Source organism: Pseudomonas sp. GW823-FHT06E10 (genome assembly GCF_058794995.1).
On sequence record NZ_JBXAHJ010000005.1, the window covers coordinates 138,172 to 158,569 of the forward strand.

General features: G+C 60.1%; 15 protein-coding genes and 2 tRNA genes. 4 read left to right on the forward strand and 13 right to left on the reverse strand.

What is annotated here, in order from left to right:
* Positions 1–28 precede the first annotated feature (28 nt).
* From AC1Q6Y_RS10325 to rnr, 8 genes are all read right to left on the reverse strand, one after another.
* Entirely contained in the window at positions 29–2,332 is a 2,304-nt protein-coding gene (locus AC1Q6Y_RS10325) for a YgiQ family radical SAM protein (RefSeq protein WP_007994999.1), read from the reverse strand.
* 186 nt (positions 2,333–2,518) lie between these two features.
* Positions 2,519–3,916: a replicative DNA helicase gene (gene dnaB, locus AC1Q6Y_RS10330; RefSeq protein ID WP_056725443.1), complete on the reverse strand. Its 1,398-nt coding sequence runs from the start codon at positions 3,914–3,916 to the stop codon at positions 2,519–2,521.
* 122 nt (positions 3,917–4,038) lie between these two features.
* Positions 4,039–4,485: a 50S ribosomal protein L9 gene (rplI, locus tag AC1Q6Y_RS10335; protein WP_007973276.1), complete on the reverse strand. Its 447-nt coding sequence runs from the start codon at positions 4,483–4,485 to the stop codon at positions 4,039–4,041.
* A 19-nt stretch (positions 4,486–4,504) separates the two neighbouring features.
* Complete coding sequence (locus AC1Q6Y_RS10340) at positions 4,505–5,398, reverse strand: YybS family protein (protein ID WP_056725445.1); 894 nt, start codon at positions 5,396–5,398, stop codon at positions 4,505–4,507.
* Positions 5,399–5,434: 36 nt separating this feature from the next.
* Complete coding sequence (gene rpsR / locus AC1Q6Y_RS10345; protein WP_002551829.1) at positions 5,435–5,665, reverse strand: 30S ribosomal protein S18; 231 nt, start codon at positions 5,663–5,665, stop codon at positions 5,435–5,437.
* A 28-nt stretch (positions 5,666–5,693) separates the two neighbouring features.
* Positions 5,694–6,116, reverse strand: coding sequence for a 30S ribosomal protein S6 (gene rpsF, locus AC1Q6Y_RS10350; RefSeq protein WP_008048087.1), 423 nt, complete (start codon positions 6,114–6,116; stop codon positions 5,694–5,696).
* A gap of 318 nt (positions 6,117–6,434) precedes the next feature.
* A complete protein-coding gene (gene rlmB, locus AC1Q6Y_RS10355) occupies positions 6,435–7,202 on the reverse strand; it encodes a 23S rRNA (guanosine(2251)-2'-O)-methyltransferase RlmB (protein ID WP_007973273.1) in 768 nt (255 codons plus the stop codon).
* On the reverse strand, positions 7,199–9,826 hold the full coding sequence (rnr, locus tag AC1Q6Y_RS10360; protein ID WP_223501883.1) for a ribonuclease R: 2,628 nt from the start codon (positions 9,824–9,826) through the stop codon (positions 7,199–7,201). The genes rlmB and rnr overlap by 4 nt, the downstream gene beginning before the upstream one ends.
* A 225-nt stretch (positions 9,827–10,051) precedes the next feature.
* Here rnr and AC1Q6Y_RS10365 point away from each other — a divergent pair.
* The 4 genes from AC1Q6Y_RS10365 (at position 10,052) to AC1Q6Y_RS10380 (ending at position 13,241) form a co-directional block, all read left to right on the forward strand.
* A tRNA-Leu gene (locus tag AC1Q6Y_RS10365) sits at positions 10,052–10,138 on the forward strand.
* Between the two features lie 167 nt (positions 10,139–10,305).
* A tRNA-Leu gene (locus tag AC1Q6Y_RS10370) sits at positions 10,306–10,392 on the forward strand.
* 273 nt (positions 10,393–10,665) lie between these two features.
* Positions 10,666–11,676, forward strand: a complete 1,011-nt coding sequence (locus tag AC1Q6Y_RS10375; RefSeq protein ID WP_090452819.1) for an extracellular solute-binding protein — start codon at positions 10,666–10,668, stop codon at positions 11,674–11,676.
* Positions 11,676–13,241 carry an ABC transporter permease gene (locus tag AC1Q6Y_RS10380; RefSeq protein WP_223501882.1) on the forward strand — a complete coding sequence of 522 codons (1,566 nt, stop codon included), beginning with the start codon at positions 11,676–11,678 and terminating at the stop codon, positions 13,239–13,241. Before AC1Q6Y_RS10375 ends, AC1Q6Y_RS10380 begins: the two co-directional genes overlap by 1 nt.
* Before the next feature lie 120 nt (positions 13,242–13,361).
* Here the strand turns inward: AC1Q6Y_RS10380 and AC1Q6Y_RS10385 are convergent, their stop codons facing one another.
* The 5 genes from AC1Q6Y_RS10385 to hflK all read right to left on the reverse strand — a co-directional run bounded on the left by AC1Q6Y_RS10385 (position 13,362) and on the right by hflK (position 20,335).
* The gene (locus AC1Q6Y_RS10385) at positions 13,362–15,296 is read right to left on the reverse strand and encodes a methyl-accepting chemotaxis protein (RefSeq protein ID WP_492624514.1); all 1,935 of its coding nucleotides are present in this window, start codon (positions 15,294–15,296) and stop codon (positions 13,362–13,364) included.
* A 150-nt stretch (positions 15,297–15,446) separates the two neighbouring features.
* Entirely contained in the window at positions 15,447–16,736 is a 1,290-nt protein-coding gene (locus tag AC1Q6Y_RS10390) for an adenylosuccinate synthase (protein ID WP_057712238.1), read from the reverse strand.
* 54 nt (positions 16,737–16,790) lie between these two features.
* Complete coding sequence (locus tag AC1Q6Y_RS10395) at positions 16,791–17,978, reverse strand: ATP phosphoribosyltransferase regulatory subunit (RefSeq protein WP_007973265.1); 1,188 nt, start codon at positions 17,976–17,978, stop codon at positions 16,791–16,793.
* Positions 17,979–18,290: 312 nt separating this feature from the next.
* Positions 18,291–19,160, reverse strand: a complete 870-nt coding sequence (gene hflC, locus AC1Q6Y_RS10400; RefSeq protein WP_057712239.1) for a protease modulator HflC — start codon at positions 19,158–19,160, stop codon at positions 18,291–18,293.
* A complete protein-coding gene (hflK, locus tag AC1Q6Y_RS10405; RefSeq protein WP_057712240.1) occupies positions 19,160–20,335 on the reverse strand; it encodes an FtsH protease activity modulator HflK in 1,176 nt (391 codons plus the stop codon). Before hflK ends, hflC begins: the two co-directional genes overlap by 1 nt.
* Between the last annotated feature and the right edge of the window lie 63 nt (positions 20,336–20,398).

Here is a 20,398-nt window from a genome sequence, read left to right on the forward strand (position 1 = left end):
TTGGCGTTCTGTTCAGTTCAAGCGAGGCTTAGCGCGGCACGACCGGCTTGCGGGTCGGCTTTGGCCCCTTGCCTTTGGCCGCATCCTTGCGTTCCTTGGCCGCCTGCTGGTTGCGGGCGAACGCCGCAGCCTTGGCCTGTTCACGCTTGTCCCACGGGTTGCCGCCATCGCTGGCACGTGGTGGCAGGCCGGTGTGCTGGGTCAGGATCTTGGTGGTCTTTTCCCCTGCAACCTTATGGCTGCCCGCCGGCGTCGAGTTCTTGCGACGGGCGCTCTGGTAGCTGTCAGTCGACGGCTGATGCAAAGGAATCAACTGGTTCTTGCCCGGCCCGATCAGGTCGGCGCGGCCCATGCGGGTCAGTGCCTCACGCAGCATCGGCCAGCCTTTCGGGTCGTGATAACGCAAGAACGCCTTGTGCAGTCGGCGCTGCTCCTCGCTCTTGACGATGGTCACCGCGTCACTCTTGTAGGTGACCTTGCGAAGCGGGTTCTTGCCCGAGTGGTACATCGCGGTGGCGGTGGCCATCGGCGACGGGTAGAACGCCTGCACCTGGTCGGCACGGAAGCCGTTGCCCTTGAGCCACAGGGCCAGGTTCATCATGTCTTCATCGGTGGTGCCCGGGTGGGCGGCGATGAAGTACGGAATCAGGTACTGCTCCTTGCCCGCTTCCTTGGAGTACTTCTCGAACATGCGCTTGAACTTGTCATAGCTGCCGATGCCCGGTTTCATCATCTGGTTGAGCGGACCTTCCTCGGTGTGTTCCGGGGCGATCTTCAGGTAGCCGCCGACGTGGTGGGTCACCAGTTCCTTGACGTACTCCGGCGATTCGACCGCGAGGTCATAGCGCAGGCCGGAAGCGATCAGGATCTTCTTCACACCCGGCAATTCACGGGCACTGCGGTACAACTGGATCAGCGCCGAGTGGTCGGTGTTCAGGTTCGGGCAGATGCCAGGGAACACGCACGATGGCTTGCGGCACGCGGATTCGATTTCCGGGCTCTTGCAGGCAATGCGGTACATATTCGCGGTCGGGCCGCCGAGGTCGGAGATCACGCCGGTAAAACCCGGGACCTTGTCACGAATTTCTTCGATTTCGCGAATGATCGACTCGTGGGAACGGTTCTGGATGATCCGGCCTTCGTGCTCGGTGATCGAGCAGAAGGTGCAGCCGCCGAAGCAGCCACGCATGATGTTCACCGAGAAACGGATCATGTCGTAGGCCGGGATCTTCTCCTTGCCATACGCCGGGTGCGGAATGCGCGCATAAGGCATGCCGAACACGTAGTCCATTTCTTCGGTGGTCATCGGAATCGGTGGAGGGTTGAACCAGACGTCGACTTCGCCGTGCTTCTGCACCAGGGCACGGGCGTTGCCCGGGTTGGTTTCCAGGTGCAACACGCGGTTGGCGTGAGCGTAGAGCACTGCGTCATTACGGACCTTTTCCACCGACGGCAGACGAATCACGGTCTTGTCGCGGGTCATGCGCGGGCTGGCCAGGATCTGCACGACCTTGGCTTCCTGCGGATCTTCAACCGGACCCTTTTCCTGCTCGATGGCGCAGGCCTGGGTGTCCTGGGTGTTGACGTACGGGTTGATGATCTTGTCGATCTTGCCCGGACGGTCAATGCGCGTGGAGTCGACTTCGTACCAGCCTTGCGGTGTGTCACGACGGATGAACGCGGTGCCGCGTACGTCGGTGATGTCTTCGATCTTGTGACCGTAGGACAGGCGCTGGGCGACTTCGACAATCGCACGCTCGGCGTTGCCGTACAGCAGGATGTCGGCGCTGGCGTCGATCAGGATCGAGTTGCGCACACGGTCCTGCCAGTAGTCGTAGTGGGCGATGCGGCGCAGGGACGCTTCGATGCCGCCGAGCACGATCGGCACGTGCTTGTAGGCTTCCTTGCAGCGCTGGCTGTAGACCAGGCTGGCGCGGTCCGGACGCTTGCCGGCCAGGCCACCCGGCGTGTACGCGTCGTCGGAACGGATTTTCTTGTCCGCGGTGTAGCGGTTGATCATGGAGTCCATGTTGCCGGCCGCGACACCGAAGAACAGGTTCGGCTCGCCGAGCTTCATGAAATCGTCTTTGGACTGCCAGTTCGGCTGGGCAATGATCCCGACGCGGAAGCCCTGGGACTCCAGCAGCCGGCCGATGATCGCCATGCCGAACGACGGGTGGTCGACGTAGGCATCACCGGTGACGATGATGATGTCGCAGGAATCCCAGCCGAGCTGATCCATCTCCTCCCTGCTCATGGGCAGGAACGGCGCTGGCCCGAAACATTCGGCCCAGTACTTGGGATAGTCAAATAACGGCTTGGCTGCTTGCATGTCGATAACCGGTGTTGGCTTTCATTGAATTTCGCGGGCGCGGAATATAGCACAAATTTTGACCAATTCCGACGACCATGGTCGGAAATTGCGGCGACCCCATCGAGCAAGCTCGCTCCCACAAGTTCGGCGTGATCCTTGTGGGAGCGAGCTTGCTCGCGATGAGGACCGATCAGACGCTACAAATTACTCGTCATCGTCGAAGTTATAGCTACCCGGCGCCAGGTTCTCGAAACGGGTGTACTTGCCGATGAACGCCAGGCGGATAAAACCGATCGGCCCGTTACGCTGCTTGCCGATGATGATTTCGGCGATGCCCTTGTGCTCGGTCTCCGGGTGATACACCTCGTCGCGGTAAACGAACATGATCACGTCGGCGTCCTGCTCGATCGCTCCGGATTCCCGCAAGTCGGAGTTCACCGGGCGCTTGTTTGGCCGTTGCTCCAGGGAACGGTTGAGCTGCGAGAGCGCCACCACCGGACAGTTGAATTCCTTGGCCAGGGCTTTGAGGGATCGGGAGATCTCGGAAATCTCGTTGGTCCGGTTGTCACCGCTGGAGCCCGGGATCTGCATCAACTGCAGGTAGTCGATCATGATCAGGCCGACTTCGCCGTGCTCACGCACCAGACGCCGGGTCCGGGCACGCATTTCCGACGGGCTGATGCCGGCGGTATCGTCGATGAACAGCTTGCGGTCGTTGAGCAGGTTGACCGCCGAGGTCAGGCGCGGCCAGTCGTCATCTTCCAGCTGGCCGGAACGGACCTTGGTCTGGTCGATTCGCCCCAGGGAAGACAACATACGCATGATCAGCGATTCACCTGGCATCTCGAGGGAGTAAACCAGGACGGCCTTCTCGCTGCGCAACACGGCGTTTTCCACCAGGTTCATCGCAAAGGTCGTTTTACCCATGGATGGACGGCCAGCGACGATGATCAGGTCGGACGGTTGCAGGCCGCTGGTTTTCTCGTCGAGGTCGGTGTAGCCGGTAGACAGGCCGGTGATGGCGTTATCGGTGTTGAACAGGGTGTCGATGCGGTCGATGGCCTTGGTCAGCAGGTCGTTGACGCCCACCGGGCCACCGGTTTTCGGTCGGGCCTCGGCGATCTGGAAGATCTGCCGTTCAGCCTCGTCGAGAATCTCGGCGGCAGTGCGACCTTCAGGGTTGAACGCGCTGTCGGCGATTTCGGTACTGATACCGATCAGCTGGCGCAACGTCGCCCGTTCGCGAACGATCTGCGCATAGGCCTTGATGTTGGCGACGGACGGGGTGTTTTTCGCCAGTTCACCGAGGTAACCGAGGCCACCGACTTGCGAAGTCTGTCCTTCCTTGTCCAGTTGCTCGGACAGGGTCACGACGTCGATCGGCATGTTCTGATCGGCCAGCTTGGCGATCGCACGGAAAATCAGGCGGTGGTCATGTCGATAGAAGTCGCCGTCGGAGACTTGATCGAGCACACGCTCCCAAGCGTTGTTGTCCAGCATCAGACCACCGAGCACAGCCTGTTCGGCTTCGATGGAATGCGGCGGCACTTTCAGCGCGGCGGTTTGCAGATCGTATTGCTCAGGAGCGGAGATATCGTTCATGGCCACTTGGTTCTTGGTGATAAAAAGCAGTAGTTTCAGAAAGACAAAGGGCACGACCTGTAAACAGGATCGTGCCCGATGTTACCGGCAAGCACCCGAGGGTGCCAGCCGACAAGTGCTGCTTAAGCTGCTACCACGACAACGCGTACGGTGGCTTCAACTTCGGCGTGCAGGTGCACGGCTACGTCGAATTCGCCTACGTTGCGGATGGTGCCGTTCGGCAGACGAACTTCGCTCTTCTGCACTTCAACGCCGGAGGCGGTCAGTGCGTCAGCGATGTCGTGAGTACCGATCGAACCGAACAGCTTGCCTTCGTCGCCAGCGGTGGCAGTGATGGTCACTTCCAGCTCGGCCAGTTGGGCAGCGCGGCTTTCAGCCGATGCTTTGCGATCTGCTGCAGCTTTTTCCAGCTCAGCGCGACGCTCTTCGAACGCAGCCAGGTTGGCTGGGGTCGCAGCGGTAGCTTTGCCGTAAGGCAGCAGGTAGTTACGACCGTAACCAGCCTTAACGTTCACTTTGTCACCCAGGTTGCCCAGGTTGGTGACTTTTTCCAGAAGGATCAGTTGCATGTGAAAATCCTCTTAACTTTTAACCTTCACCGTTCGCGTTATCGGCATCTTTCGGTGCCGAACGACCGCGAAAATCAATCAGGCTGTCGACGATGGCCAGGACCACCAGCAACGGATAGATCAGTTGCATGAACAGCAACAGCGTCACGTACAACCCCACCAGCCAGAACCTGGCCAGTCGCTTCTGCGCCACCAGCCCGTGAATCAGGGCCAGCCCGGCGAACACCAGCGGTACGCTGCACAACGGCGTCAACATGGCCATCTGTGAACCGAGATTCGGCCCCAGAAGCATGCACGCCAGCAGCAACATCGCCGGCAACAGCGGGATGCGGATGGCGCGAAACTCGCGACCAAAACCGCCCGGGTTGTACAACAACGCCTGCCAGTAACGCCCGACAAGCAGGCTCAGCAAGCTGACGATTTGCAACAACGCCGCAATCAGGCCGGTCAGGACCGGTGCAATCAGGGACGCGAAACGCGCTTGTTCGTCTACCGACAACTTCTGGTAGACATCACCGAGTAGCGACGGCATGACTTTGATCAAAGCCTGCGCCAGCATCTCGATCTGGGGAGCAAAAGCTGTCCCCAACACCACTGAAAACACCACCCCCATCGCTATGCTGACCAGCAGCACGCGGTTCCAGGACTCGCTTGCGCGCAAAACCAACGCAAGGCTCGCAGACCCCAGCAGCACCAGAAGTGCCCGTGGGTCGTCGGAGTAAAGCCACCAGGCCAATGCCGGCAGCAGTCCCAGAGCAAGAACGCCCAGGGCGTCCCTCAATCCGCGCCGCAGGAGCACAAGGCATCCGGCGGCAGCACCCAACCAATACAACAACGGCAATGCCGCGCATCCAGCCACTACCAGAGTGGCCTGCATACGGCCGCGCATGATGAACTCAGCTATGGCCCGCATGCATTCAATCCTTTGCTACGTGTCGACTGCCCGGTCTCAGCGGCCGTGGCTGTCGGTGTAGGCCAGCAGGGCCAGGAAGCGGGCGCGCTTGATAGCGGTGGCCAGCTGACGCTGATAACGAGCTTTGGTACCGGTGATGCGGCTTGGAACGATTTTGCCGGTCTCGGATACGTAGGCTTTCAGAGTGTTGAGATCTTTGTAATCGATCTCTTTCACGTCTTCAGCGGTGAAGCGGCAGAATTTACGACGACGGAAGAAACGTGCCATGTAATTGGCTCCTTAAAAGGTCCGTGGATTACTCGTCAGCGTTATCGCTGTTGTCGCTGTCATCACTATCAGCGCTTTCAGCGCCTTCGTGCTCAGGACGGTCGCGACGCTCACGGCGCTCACTGCGGTTTTCTTCAGCCTTGAGCATCTCGGACTGGCCGGTAACGGCTTCGTCGCGACGGATGACCAGGTTACGGATCACTGCATCGTTGTAGCGGAAGTTGTCTTCCAGCTCGGCCAGGGCCTTGCCGGTGCACTCAACGTTCAGCATCACGTAGTGAGCCTTGTGAACATTGTTGATTGCGTAGGCCAGTTGACGACGGCCCCAATCTTCCAGACGGTGGATTTTGCCGCCGTCTTCTTCGATCAGCTTGGTGTAACGCTCAACCATGCCGCCGACTTGCTCGCTTTGATCCGGGTGGACCAAAAAGATGATTTCGTAATGACGCATGAATGCTCCTTACGGGTTGTAGCCTGCCGCTCAAAAGCGGTCAGACAAGGAGTGAATGACACTTATGGACTTGCGGACGCTAGACACGTTGGTGCCTGCCATCACAGCAAGGGGCGCAATTGTAGAGAAGGGGCGAGGGAGGCGCAAGGTAATTGGTGATTATTTGAACAGTCCGTTCGAACCACCAATCTTCAACATAACGCATAACCAATGTGGGAGCGGGCTTGCTCGCGAATGCGGTACTACATCCAACATCTTTGCTGAATGTTACTCCGCTTTCGCGAGCAAGCCCGCTCCCACATTTTGATTGCGTCGAGCTTAGGACTTCTTGGCAGCAGCCTTGGCTTTGACGCTGCGCTGACGTTGCGCTTCGAACAGGCAGACACCCGTCGCCACGGAAACGTTGAGACTGCTGACGCTACCGGCCATCGGCAGGTTGACCAGATAGTCGCAATGCTCGCGGGTCAGGCGACGCATGCCCTTGCCTTCGGCACCCATGATCAGGATGGTCGGGCCGGTCAGATCCTGGTCATACAGGCTGACCTCAGCTTCACCGGCCGTGCCGACAACCCACAAGCCGCGCTGCTGGAGCTTTTCCAGGGTGCGCGCCAGGTTGGTCACGGCAACCAGCGGAATCACTTCCGCCGCACCGCAGGCGATTTTTCGTACAACCGGAGTCAGAGTCGCCGACTTGTCCTTCGGCACGATCACGGCCAGCGCGCCCGCCGCATCGGCGGAGCGCAGGCAGGCGCCGAGGTTGTGCGGATCGGTCACACCGTCGAGCACCAGCAACAACGGTGCGCCGTCGGTGCGATCGAGCAGCTCGTCGAGCATCGCCTCGCCCCAGACCTGGCTCGGACTCACGTCCGCGACCACACCCTGGTGTACGCCTTCAACCCAGGCGTCCATTTCACGGCGCTCGGCCTGACCGACCTGCACCCGGTTTTCGTTGGCCAGTTCGATCAGCGTCTGGACCCGAGGGTCATTGCGACCTTCGGCCAACCAGATCTGCTTCACGCGTTTCGGGTGGTGACGCAACAACGCTTCTACAGCATGTACGCCGTAGATCTTTTCCAACTGACTCATGGCTTGGCCTTAGGTTTACGCGCCCCGCCACTCTTGGCTGGAGCCGAGCCCGCTTTTGGCGGGCCTTTACGATGTTTGCTCGGTTTGGCTGGCTTGCCGCCGACGGCCTTGTCAGGCGTCGACCGACTGGTCTTTCCCCCAGACGCCGCTTTACCGCCGCTTTTCGCACCGGCGAGCAACGCCTGCTTCATTTCACGACTTTTGCGCACTTCGGCATTTTTCGCCGCTGCATCGCTCGGGCGATAGGCCTCTACAGCCTTTTCCTTGGCAGGACGACGACCGGTTTTCGCCGGGGCCGGTTCTGCTTCGACTTTCGCAGCGGGTGCTGTGCTTTCGGTACCACGCTTCTTGCGGCCGATCGGCGCGCTGATGGTTTTCTCGGCCATCTCGAAGTCGATCTTGCGTTCGTCGAGGTCGACGCGCATGACGCGCACTTCCACGGTATCGCCCAAGCGGAAGCTGCGACCGGTACGCTCACCGGCCAGGCGGTGGTGCACAGGATCGAAGTGGTAGTAATCGCCCGGCAGCGCGGTGACGTGCACCAGGCCTTCGACGTAGATATCGGTCAGTTCGACGAACAGACCAAAACCGGTCACGGCGGTGATCACACCCGGGAACGACTCGCCAACGCGATCTTTCATGAACTCGCACTTGAGCCAGTTCACTACGTCGCGGGTCGCTTCGTCGGCACGACGCTCGCTCATCGAGCACTGCTCGCCGAGTTGCTCCAGGGCCGCTTCGTCGTACGGATAGATGCGCGCTTTCGGAATGGTCATCGCACCGGCACGGCGAACGTGCGGGGTGTCCTGCTTCGAATGGATCACGCTGCGAATCGCCCGGTGCGTGAGCAAGTCCGGGTAGCGGCGGATCGGCGAAGTGAAGTGGGTGTACGCCTCGTAATTCAGGCCGAAGTGGCCCTGGTTATCGGCGCTGTACACCGCCTGGCTCAACGAACGCAGCATGACAGTCTGGATCAGGTGGAAATCCGGACGATCCTTGATGCCGGCCAGCAGTGCCTGGTAATCCTTCGGCGACGGACCGTCCTTGCCTTTGTGCAGGGACAGGCCGAGCTCGCCGAGGAACGCGCGCAGCTTTTCCAGGCGCTCCGGTGGCGGGCCATCGTGAACGCGATACAGCGCCGGAATTTCGTGCTTCTTCAGGAATTCGGCGGTGGCCACGTTGGCCGCCAGCATGCACTCCTCGATCAGCTTGTGCGCATCGTTGCGCACGGTCGGACGAATTTCGGCGATCTTGCGCTCGGAACCGAAGATGATCCGGGTTTCCTGGGTTTCGAAATCGATCGCGCCACGTACGTGACGGGCCGCCAGCAACACCTTGTACAGCGAGTACAGCTGCTTGAGGTGCGGCACCACGTCGGTGTATTCACCGCGCAGCTTGCGAGCTTCAGTGGCTTTCGGCGTTTCCAGCATCGCGCTGACCTTGTTGTAGGTCAGGCGCGCATGGGAGTGAATCACCGCTTCGTAGAAGCAGTAGTCGGTCATTTCACCGGACTTGGAGATAGTCATCTCGCAAACCATGGCCAGGCGATCGACTTGCGGGTTCAGCGAGCACAAACCGTTGGACAGCTGCTCAGGCAGCATCGGAATCACGCGCTCGGGGAAGTACACCGAGTTGCCGCGAACCTGCGCTTCGGCATCCAGCGCCGAACCGAGTTTCACGTAGCTGGATACGTCGGCAATCGCCACGTACAGCTTCCAGCCGCCCGAGAACAGGCGCAGCTTGCCCGGACGGGCTTCGCAATAGACCGCATCGTCGAAGTCGCGGGCATCTTCGCCGTCGATGGTGACGAACGGCAGATGACGCAGGTCGATGCGCTTCTCTTTGTCTTTCTCTTCGACTTCCGGCTTGAGCTTGCCGGCTTCCTTGAGCACGGCGTCAGGCCAGACGTGAGGAATGTCGTAGGTACGCAGGGCAACATCGATTTCCATGCCCGGCGCCATGTAGTTGCCCACGACTTCAACCACGTCGCCTTGCGGCTGGAAGCGTGGCGTCGGCCAGTGAGTGATCTTCACTTCGACGAACTGACCGATCTGCGCGTTGGCGTTACGACCCGGCGTCACCAGCACTTCCTGCTGGATCTTCGGATTGTCCGCAACCACGAAACCGATGCCGCCCTCTTCGAAGTAGCGGCCGACGATGGTTTCGTGAGCGCGGGACACCACTTCGACGATCATGCCTTCGCGGCGACCACGACGGTCCAGGCCGGATACCCGGGCCAGGGCACGGTCACCATCGAACACCAGACGCATCTGCGCCGGGCTCATGAACAGGTCGTCACTGCCGTCGTCCGGCACCAGGAAGCCGAAGCCGTCGCGGTGACCGCTGATGCGACCCAGGATCAGGTCAAGCTTGTCCACCGGTGCATAAGTGCCGCGACGGGTATAGATGAGTTGTGCATCGCGCTCCATGGCGCGCAGACGGCGGCGCAGGGCTTCGATCTGGTCTTCTGTGGTCAGACCAAACTCTTCGACCAGTTGCTCGCGGTTAGCAGGCGAACCTCGATCAGCAAGGTGCTGAAGGATCAGTTCGCGGCTAGGAATAGGGTTTTCATATTTTTCCGCTTCACGAGCGGCCTCGGGATCGAGGGACTGCCAATCGGCCATTAGAGAGTTTTCACCTTGTCTATATGCGGGTTAGTTTGGCATAGGCGTAATGAAACGGGAAATTTCAAGCTAAGACGACCCATCTAAAGCCCTGTATCGACACCTCAAAGCTGAATTGCAGACCGTTGGTGAATTTTTTCAGGTTTTTTTGAGGCCGGGGGTTTACAGTTAAAAAGACGCTCCGTATAGTGCGCGCCATCGACGACGGACAACGTTGCCGATACTGCCCAGATGGTGAAATTGGTAGACACGCCAGCTTCAGGTGCTGGTGACCGCAAGGTCGTGGAAGTTCGAGTCTTCTTCTGGGCACCAATTTCGAGCTTGAGATTAGTTCAATTTCAAGGCTCACACAAAAACCCGCGAAAGCGGGTTTTTGCATTTTTGACCACTGATTTATTAATTTTAAAATCAGGGGTTTACAGATCAAAACGCTCTCCGTATAGTGCGCCACATCAACAGCGGCAACGCTGAAGATGAATGCCCAGATGGTGAAATTGGTAGACACGCCAGCTTCAGGTGCTGGTGACCTTACGGTCGTGGAAGTTCGAGTCTTCTTCTGGGCACCAATTCAAATTCAAGGTTACGACCTTGGATTTCACAAAAACCCGCGAAAGCGGGTTTTTGCGTTTCCGGGGTTTAAAAACACGCCTCCTCCCCCTGTAGGAGCGAGCTTGCTCGCGATGAATGTACAGGCGAAGTATTTCTCCAGACACCCCTCGTTTTCGTTCACGCCCATCGCGAGCAAGCTCGCTCCTACAGGATTTATCGGCGCATTTGAGAAACAATATCGTTTATCATTGTTACAAGTTTTTGCAATGTGACAGTGAGGAACCCTGCGAATGATGTTTCGAAATACCCTGCGCCGCGGCCTGATCACCACCCTCCTCGGCCTGGCACTCGCCACTCCCCTCACCCAAGCCGCCGATCCGGTTGCCCTGACTCTCTACAACGGCCAGCACAAAGAAGTCGGCGACGCGGTCGCCAAGGCCTTCGAAGCCAAGACCGGGATCCACGTCAATGTGCGCAAAGGCAGCAGCAACCAGCTCGCCAGCCAGATCGTCGAAGAAGGCGATCGCTCCCCCGCCGACGTGATCTACACCGAAGAATCGCCACCCCTGAACAAACTCGGCGAACAAGGCCTGCTGGCCAAGACTGATGACGCCACACTGGCCGTTCTGCCCAAGGAATACGTCGCCGGCAACGGCACCTGGATTGGCGTGACCGCCCGGGTGCGCGTCGTTGCGTTCAACCCCAAGCTGATCGATGAAAAAGACCTGCCGACCTCGGTGATGGAATTTTCCGACCCGAAATGGCAAGGCAAGGTCGGCTTCGTACCCACCAGCGGCGCCTTCCAGGAGCAAGCGGTCGCGATCATCAAGGTGCACGGCATGGACGCAGCCGAAGAGTGGCTGACCGGTCTGCGTGCATTCGGCAAGACCTACAGCAACAACATGGTTGCATTGAAAGCGGTGGAAAATGGCGAAGTCGCCACCGTACTCGTCAACAATTACTATTGGTTCGCCCTGCAGCGTGAAAAAGGCCAGCTCGACTCGAAACTGCATTACTTCAGCGGTGGCGATGTCGGCGGACTGATCACGGTTTCCAGTGCTGCTGTGCTCAAATCCAGCAAACACCCCAAGGAAGCACAGCAGTTGCTCGCCTACATGGCCAGCGAGGAAGGCCAGCGCGTGATCACCCAGACCACCGCCGAATACCCGCTGCACAAAGGCATGGAGTCTGATCGCGGACTCAAGCCATTCAGCGAGTTGCAAGCGCCGAAAGTCACGCCAGCCGACCTCGGCAATGCCGAAGAAGCCCTGGACCTGGAACGTGACGTTGGCTTGAACTGATGAGCGCATCGCTATCTGCCACCAGTCTGCGCAGCAACAACGCGCCCCGCCGCAAGCGTCCACCGATAGGGTTGATGTTGCCGGTCTTGCTGCTGGTCGTCCTCAGCTTCCTGCCGCTGGCCTATGTCGGACTCAAAGCCTGGCAAGCAGGCTGGGCAGAAGCACTGCATTTGCTATGGCGACCTTATGTGTTCGGCTTGCTGCGCAACACACTCGCATTGATGATTGGCGTCACCATTGTTTGCGGGGTAGTCGGCCTTTCGCTGGCCTGGTTGCTCGAGCGCAGCAATCTGCCGGGCCGACGATTGTGGGGCGTGATTCTCTGCCTGCCATTTGCCGTACCGGCCTTTGTCAGCAGCTTCACATGGGTTTCCCTCAGCGCTCATTTCGAAGGGCTCGGCGGGGCGATCCTGGTGATGAGCCTGTCCAAGTATCCGTTGATCTTTCTGCCCGTGGCGGCAACCTTGCGCAATCTCGATCCATCCCTGGAAGAGTCGGCTCGCACACTGGGGCAAAATCGCTGGGGCGTGTTCTTTCGCGTCACCCTGCCCCTGCTCTGGCCTTCGTTGCTGGCGGGCTCGTTGCTGATTGCCCTGCACATGCTAGTGGAGTTCGGCGCCTTGTCGATCATCGGCCTGCAAACCTTCACCACGGCGATCTATCAGCAGTTCGAGCTGGAGTTCAGCAATGCCAACGCGGCGATGCTCTCCGCCGTACTGCTGATGTTGTGCCTGGCGCTGCTGTGGCTGGAGCTGCGCGTGCGCGGTAAGGGTCGACACGTGCGCACCGGACAGGGTGCGGCGCGACGCGCGGAACAGGTTCAACTGGGACCCTGGGCTGTGGCGGGACAGCTTTATTGCCTGTTGCTGGCAATCATTGGCAGCGGGATTCCGCTGGGGATGCTGGTCTACTGGTTGGCGGTAGGAACATCGGCAGCCTTTCCCGTAGCGGCAATCGGCGAAGCATTGCTGTCGTCCCTCGCTCTGTCGCTGGGTGGCGCCGCTCTGTGCCTGGTGCTGGCGGTGCCGGTCGGCCTGCTGGTCGTGCGCTACAAAGGCCAACTGGCGATCTGGGCCGAGCGCCTGCCCTATCTGCTGCATGCGCTGCCAGGGCTGGTCATTGCCCTGACCCTGGTGTATTTCGCACTGCACTACGTGCCGATGCTTTACCAGACTTCGGCATTGCTGCTGATCGCCTATGCCCTGCTGTTTCTGCCGCTGGCCCAGGCGCCGATCCGCACCGCCCTGAACAAGGCGGCACCGCAGCTTGAGGAGGCGGCGCGCACGCTGGGAGCCTCGTCATTCAGTGCCTTCTGCCGAGTGACACTGCCGATTATTTTCCCGGCGCTGGGGGCGGCTTTTGCCCTGGTGTTCCTGGATGCGATGAAGGAGCTGACGGCGACCTTGCTGCTGAGCCCCACCGGGCTCAATACACTGGCGACGGAAGTCTGGGCGCATACCGCGAATGTGGAGTTTGCGGCGGCGGCGCCTTATGCGGCGTTGTTGATATTGGTGTCGGGGTTGCCGGTCTATTTGCTGACGACCCGGATGTATCTGAGCCGCTGAAACCGCTTTCGCGAGCAAGCCCGCTCCCACAGTGGTCCTCTGTCGAACACAAATATGATGTTCACAAAGAGCCAATGTGGGAGCGGACTTGCTCGCGAAGGGGCCGGCACTAACAACCGATCAAGCCCTGAACTGCCCCAGGCTCGCCTTCAACTGCGCCGCCAGACCATCGAGCACCTTGCCGCTCGCCGTAGTCTCCACGACAGCTTGCGCCGCTTTCTCGGCCTGGGCATGAATGGTCTGCACCCGCCCCCGAACTGCCTGCGCGCCCTGCGCCTGATGCGCTGCAGCCTGGGTAGCCAAACCGATCGCCGCATGGACCTGCTCGACGGATGCCTGCACCGACTGCTGCAACCGCGCACTGTCACGCAGCACCAGCAAACCCTCACTGGCCTGACGCCCGGCCTGACCAATCGCCGCCACCGCCTCACGCGCACCTTGCTGCAAGGCCACGATGTGCGCCTGAATATCGCCGGTGGAGCTCTGCGTCTTGCTCGCCAGCGCCCGCACCTCATCGGCCACCACGGCAAACCCGCGCCCGGTCTCGCCGGCACGCGCCGCCTCAATCGCCGCGTTCAGCGCCAGCAGGTTGGTTTGTTCGGCGATGCCGTGAATCACCGTCAGCACCACCTCAATCTGCTCACTTTGCTGCGCCAGGCACTCGATCACTTGCGCGCCAGTGTTGACCTGACCCGCCAACTCCTCGATCAGGCTGCCGACTTTCGCCGAGGTCCGGGTGTTTTCATCGGTGGCCTGACGAATGTCCACCACCTGCTTCAGCGCCGCCTGCATGGCATGGCTTTCCGACTGCGCCTCATCAGCCATTTGCGATAAGGCGCGCAAACTCTCCGCCACCTCGTCGCGCTGCATGCCAGCCGCCGCGTCCGCACCGGCGTTGCGCAAGGTCATGGCGCCGATCTCCACGCCGGTACGCTGGGCGACATCCCCCGCCTCACGCACGATCGGCTGCAACTTATCCACAAAGCGATTGACCGCCGAGGCCATGTCGCCGATTTCATCCTTGCTGTTGATCTGCACACGCTTGGTCAGATCCCCCTCGCCCGCCGCCAGGTCATCCATGGCAACGATCAGCATTTTCAGGCGATTGACCACTCGGCGACCGAGCACCACCGCCAACAACAGCAGAACACCGAAGCCCACCACCGCCAGACACACGCCGATGCGCCAGCGCAATGTCGTAGCAGCCTCCTGCACGGTGCTGGTGGTATTGGCCTTCATCTCCGCCGCCGTGGACTGCGCCGACTGCAGACGCGAGCGCATGGCCGTTGCGCTGTCAGCAGCCGCACCCTTGAGGCTGTCGCCCACCAGTTGATCGCTGCTGGCGATCAACGCCGAGAAGCGCTTGTCGAGGGCCGCCAGATCAGTCTCCACGGAAGCCGTCGAGACCCCCATCAGGACCTTGCCGATTTCTACGCCGTTAGGATTGATCGGGGCCTCGATGTAGAACACCGAAGGATCGTTCTTCGCCGCATCCAGTACCTTGTCCAGCGCACGCTCGCCCTGGCCTTTTTCCAGCAGCGCCTTGTTGATCGGGTTTTCCCGATTGAGGTAGCGCGTCAGGTGCTGACCGGTGGCGTCGTCATACACCACGAACAGCACATTGGGATTGCGCTGGGCCCGGCGGGCGAACTCGGAAAGTGTCGGAATGTCGTTGTCCCACATGGCGCGAGGCGCGACGGAAGCCAGAAGCTGTGCCATGTCACTGGCGGAGTCCTTCAGGTCCTTTTCCAGGGCCGAACGCAATTGCGCCTGCTCCTGCTCAAGACGCGAGGACAAACCGGCGGTCAGGCGCTGACGCGTACTGGTAGAGAGACTGTCGAGGCTCGACGTGACTTCGCGTCCCGCCTGCTCAAGCTCAGCGGAAAGCTTTTGACTGTCCGCGCCCAGGCGCAGGCCCAGATCGGCTTCCAGCGCGGTCACCGTGCTCCGGGTCAGAGCGACAGCTACCAGCACCTGCACCAAAAGGGCGATACCAAGGGTAACGAACACGGGCCGCAACAAACGGCTCTGTAACAATGAGAGAACGGCTGACACTTGATATCCCTCTGCAAAAGCGCCATTAAATTGATGGCACGCCAAAAGTGACGTTTTAGGCAAAGCTAATAGCAAAGGTCATGCCGTCCAGCAGGCATAAACGACAAAGGCCCCAATTAAGGGGCCTTTGTGTTTTACATCAACGACTTATCAAGCAAACGGATGGCGCAGGACGATGGTTTCGTTGCGATCCGGGCCCGTCGAAATAATGTCGATCGGCGCGCCGATCAACTCTTCGACGCGCTTGATGTAAGCACGGGCGTTAGCTGGCAGCTCTTCCAGGGTTTTGGCACCCACGGTCGATTCGGTCCAGCCCGGCACTTCTTCGTACACAGGCTGCAGGCCTACATAGCTGTCAGCATCAGTCGGGGCAACGGCCTTGCCTTCTGCATCTTTGTAGCCGACACAGATGTTGATGGTTTCCAGACCGTCGAGTACGTCCAGCTTGGTCAGGCAGATGCCCGAGATGCTGTTCACATCGATAGCGCGACGCAGGATAACGGCGTCGAACCAGCCACAACGACGGGCACGGCCGGTAGTCGCGCCGAACTCGTGACCTTGTTTAGCCAGGTGCGCGCCGACTTCGTCGAACAGTTCCGTCGGGAATGGACCCGAACCTACACGGGTGGTGTAAGCCTTGGTGATGCCCAGGATGTAGTCCAGGAACATAGGGCCGACACCCGAACCGGTAGCAACGCCGCCAGCGGTGGTGTTGGAACTGGTCACGTACGGGTAGGTACCGTGGTCGATGTCCAGCAACGAACCTTGGGCACCTTCAAACATGATGTCTTTGCCAGCACGACGCAGGTCGTGCAGCTCGGCAGTCACGTCCAGCATCAGCGGCTTGAGCAGCTCAGCGTAGTCTTTGCACTCGGCCAGGGTCTTGTCGAAGTCGATGGCTGGCTCTTTGTAGTAACCAACCAGCATGAAGTTGTGGTAATCCACCAGTTCACGCAACTTGTCTTCAAAGCGTGGCATGTTGAGCAGGTCGCCAACACGCAGGCCACGACGTGCAACCTTGTCTTCGTATGCCGGGCCGATGCCACGACCGGTCGTACCGATCTTCAGCTCGCCACGGGCCTTTTCACGGGCCTGGTCCAGCGCTACGTGGAAGGACAGGATCAGCGGGCAGGATGGGCTGATACGCAGGCGCTCGCGCACCGGTACGCCCTTCTCTTCCAGCTTGGTGATTTCCCGCAGCAGAGCGTCGGGTGCAACCACCACGCCGTTGCCGATCAGGCACTGCACGCCTTCGCGCAGCACGCCCGACGGAATCAGGTGCAAGACGGTCTTCTCACCGTCGATCACCAGGGTGTGGCCAGCGTTGTGGCCACCCTGGTAGCGCACTACGGCGGCAGCATGTTCGGTCAGCAGATCAACGATCTTGCCTTTGCCCTCATCACCCCATTGGGTGCCCAGGACTACGACATTCTTACCCATAACACTTGTCCTCATTCGCGCAAACTTGGTGCCGGCGGCAGCCGGCAGGAAAACTCAAGAAGCCAGTGGCGATACTTGCCAAAGCCCGTTCTGCTGAATCAATTGCCGGTCGCAGTCCGCTTCACGGGCGGCGGCCAAAGGTTGTCCAGGCAAAGCCTGAACGACACGCTGACCCTCACTGCGCAACTGGCAAACCTGCTGCCAGAGTGCCGCATCCGTACTGTCAGGCATCCAGATACCGCCAGACGGTAGCTCGATCTCAGCACGCCCCAGGGTCACCAGGGTTTTCAAATCGGTGGAGAAGCCGGTCGCCGGACGGGCGCGACCGAAGTCGGCGCCAATGTCGTCGTAACGACCGCCCTGGGCAATGGACTGGCCAACACCCGGTACGAACACAGCGAACACCACACCGGTGTGGTAGTGGTAGCCACGCAGCTCGCCCAGGTCGAAATACAGCGGCAGCTCAGGGAAACGCACGGACAGCCGCTCGGCAATCGCCAGCAAATCGTCCAGCGCTGCCAGAACAGGGGCCGGTGCCTTGGCCAGACGCTCGCGGGCCGCAGCCAGCACTTCACGACCGCCACACAGGTCGACCAACGCCCGCAGCATGCCCGACAGATCGGCAGGCAAGCCTTCGGTCAAGGTAATGACCTCGTCGATGGCCTTACGTTGCAAGGCATCGAACAACTGCTGCTCGACTTCACCGGACAAACCGGCCGCACGGGCCAGGCCGCGATAGATGCCAACATGACCGAGGTCCATGTGCACATCCGGCACATCGGCCAGTTGCAGCATGGCCAGCATCAGGCTGATGACTTCGACGTCGCTGCTCGGACTGCCGTCGCCGTACAACTCGGCACCCAGTTGGATCGGGCTGCGCGAGGACGACAGGGCGCGAGGCTGAGCGTGCAGGACACTACCGGCATAGCACAGGCGGCTTGGGCCTTCACGACGCAGGGTGTGCGCATCGATGCGCGCCACTTGCGGCGTGATGTCGGCGCGGAAACCCATCTGACGGCCCGATTGCGGGTCGATGACCTTGAAGGTGCGCAGATCCAGGTCCTGGCCCGCGCCGGTCAGCAGGGATTCCAGGTACTCGATATGGGGAGTCACGACAAACTCGTAACCCCAGCTCTGGAACAGATCCAACACCTGACGACGCGCGACTTCAATACGCGCAGCTTCCGGTGGCAGTACTTCTTCGATGCCATCTGGCAGAAGCCAGCGGTCTACCGTTGCCATTACGCCTTCCCCTATCTCCGGGCGACCAGCCTGTCGGCGAGCCTTGAGTGAAGCAGAAAATGGTCGGCTTGCGCACAAACCACGCGCATGAGCGACGGAGCGAAAAGCCCTTCTACCGGCTTCGCCAACCACTTTCCTCGAAAAACTGTCGAGCCAATCGGCCCGGCATCTGCTTGAACACAGCAATCAAACATGCAGACGCAAAAAAGCCGGGAATTTCCCGGCTGCCGCATCATACACACGTTTTCCCAAAGGATCACCCCGCCAGAGGTTTTAGCCGCCCGGCGGGGGATAATTCAGGTCAACGCCGTATCAAGGCTTGGCTTTTTCCAGGTAATGGAAGAAGTCGCTGCTTGGGTCGAGGACCATGACGTCGGATTTGTTCGCGAAGCTTTCACGGTAGGCGCGCAGGCTACGGTAGAACGCGTAGAACTCCTGATCCTGACCGTAGGCCTTGGAGTAGATCGCAGCAGCCTGGGCATCGCCGTCACCGCGAACCTCTTCGGATTCACGATAGGCTTCAGCCAGCAGCACGCGGCGTTGACGATCGGCGTCGGCACGGATGCCTTCGGCCAGCTCGTTACCCTTGGCGCGGTGCTCGCGAGCTTCACGCTCACGCTCGGTGCTCATACGCTCGAACACACTGCGGTTCACTTCTTTCGGCAGGTCGATGGTCTTGACCCGAACATCGACCACTTCGATGCCCAGCTCTTTTTCAGCCATCTTGTTCAACGAAGCAGTAATGTCCGCCATCAGCGCATCGCGCTCACCGGAGACCACTTCGTGCAACGTGCGCTTACCGAACTGGTCACGCAGGCCCGACTCCAGACGACGGGACAAACGCTCGTCGGCGATCTGCTTCAGGCCGGAAGTCGCGGTGTAGTAACGCTCCGCGTCCTTCACGCGCCACTTGGCGAAGGCATCGACCATCACGGCTTTCTTTTCCAGCGTCAGGAAGCGTTGTGTCGGTGCATCCAGCGTCATCAGGCGTGCGTCGAATTTGCGCACCTGGTTGACGTAAGGCACTTTCACGTGCAGGCCTGGCTGAACATCGGTCTGGACCACGCGACCGAACTGCAGCAACACCGCACGCTCGGTCTGAGCCACGATGTAGAAGCAGTTCCAGGCAGCGATCGCCACGACGACGCCGACAATAAGGGCGATCAGCGATTTATTGCTCATCAGCGACTCTCCCTGGTACGTGCTGGCTGTTGCTGCAGATCAGCTGCCGCACGCGCATTCGCTTCATTGCTGGTGGCTGCCGCACTGCTCACCTGGGTGCTGGTGCTGCGACCACTTTCGACCATCTTGTCCAGAGGCAGGTACAACAGGTTGTTCTGGCCGTTCTTGTTGCCGGTCACGAGAACCTTGCTGGTGTTGGTGAAGACTTCCTGCATGGTGTCCAGATACAGACGCTGGCGGGTGACTTCAGGGGCCTTGCGGTACTCGGCGACCAGCTTGGTGAAGCGATCGGCCTCACCCTTGGCGCGCGAGACGGTCTCGTCACGGTAACCATTGGCATCCTCAAGGATGCGCTGGGCCTGACCACGAGCTTCCGGCACGACGCCGTTGGCATAGGTTTCGGCCTGGTTGCGCGAACGCTGTTCGTCTTCCCGGGCACGGATCACGTCATCGAAGGCTTCCTGGACTTCGCGCGGTGCCGCTGCGCTCTGTACGTTGACCTGGGTGACGGTGATACCGGTGCGATAGGTGTCCATGAAGCGTTGCAGACGCTCCTTGATCTCGCTGGCCATCAACTCACGACCTTCGGTCAGCACCTGGTCCATCGCGGTGGAACCCACCACATGGCGCAAGGCGCTGTCGGTCGCGTGCTGCAGGCTGATTTCCGGCTGATCGACGCTCAGCACGAAGTCCTGCAGGTTGCTGATCTTGTACTGCACGGTCAGCGGCACTTCGACGATGTTCTCGTCTTCGGTCAGCATCTGGCCCTGCTTGGTGTAGGCACGCTCACGCGTGACGTTCTCCATGTACTTCTTGTCGATCGGCGGGAAGTAGATGTTCAGGCCCGGACCCACGGTCTCGTAGTACTTGCCGAAGCGCAGCACCACAGCTTGCTCCTGCTCGTCGACGACATAGACCGCGCTGTACAGCCAAACGGCCGCCAACACGACCAGACCGATGCCGAGCAGGCCGCCAAAGCCGCCACTCTTGCCCGGACCACCGCCGTCGTCGCCACCACGTTTCTTACCACCACCGAACAAACCGTTCAGGCTTTCCTGCAGCTTTCGGAAGGCCTCGTCGAGATCCGGTGGCCCCTTGCGGTCGCCGTTGTTACGACGCTTGCCACCCCAAGGATCCTGATTATTCGAGTTGCCACCCGGCTCATTCCAAGCCATAGCGCTCTCCATCTGATAAAGCAAAGACGCACCCACGGCGCGCCGACCAATGCTACAGAATGC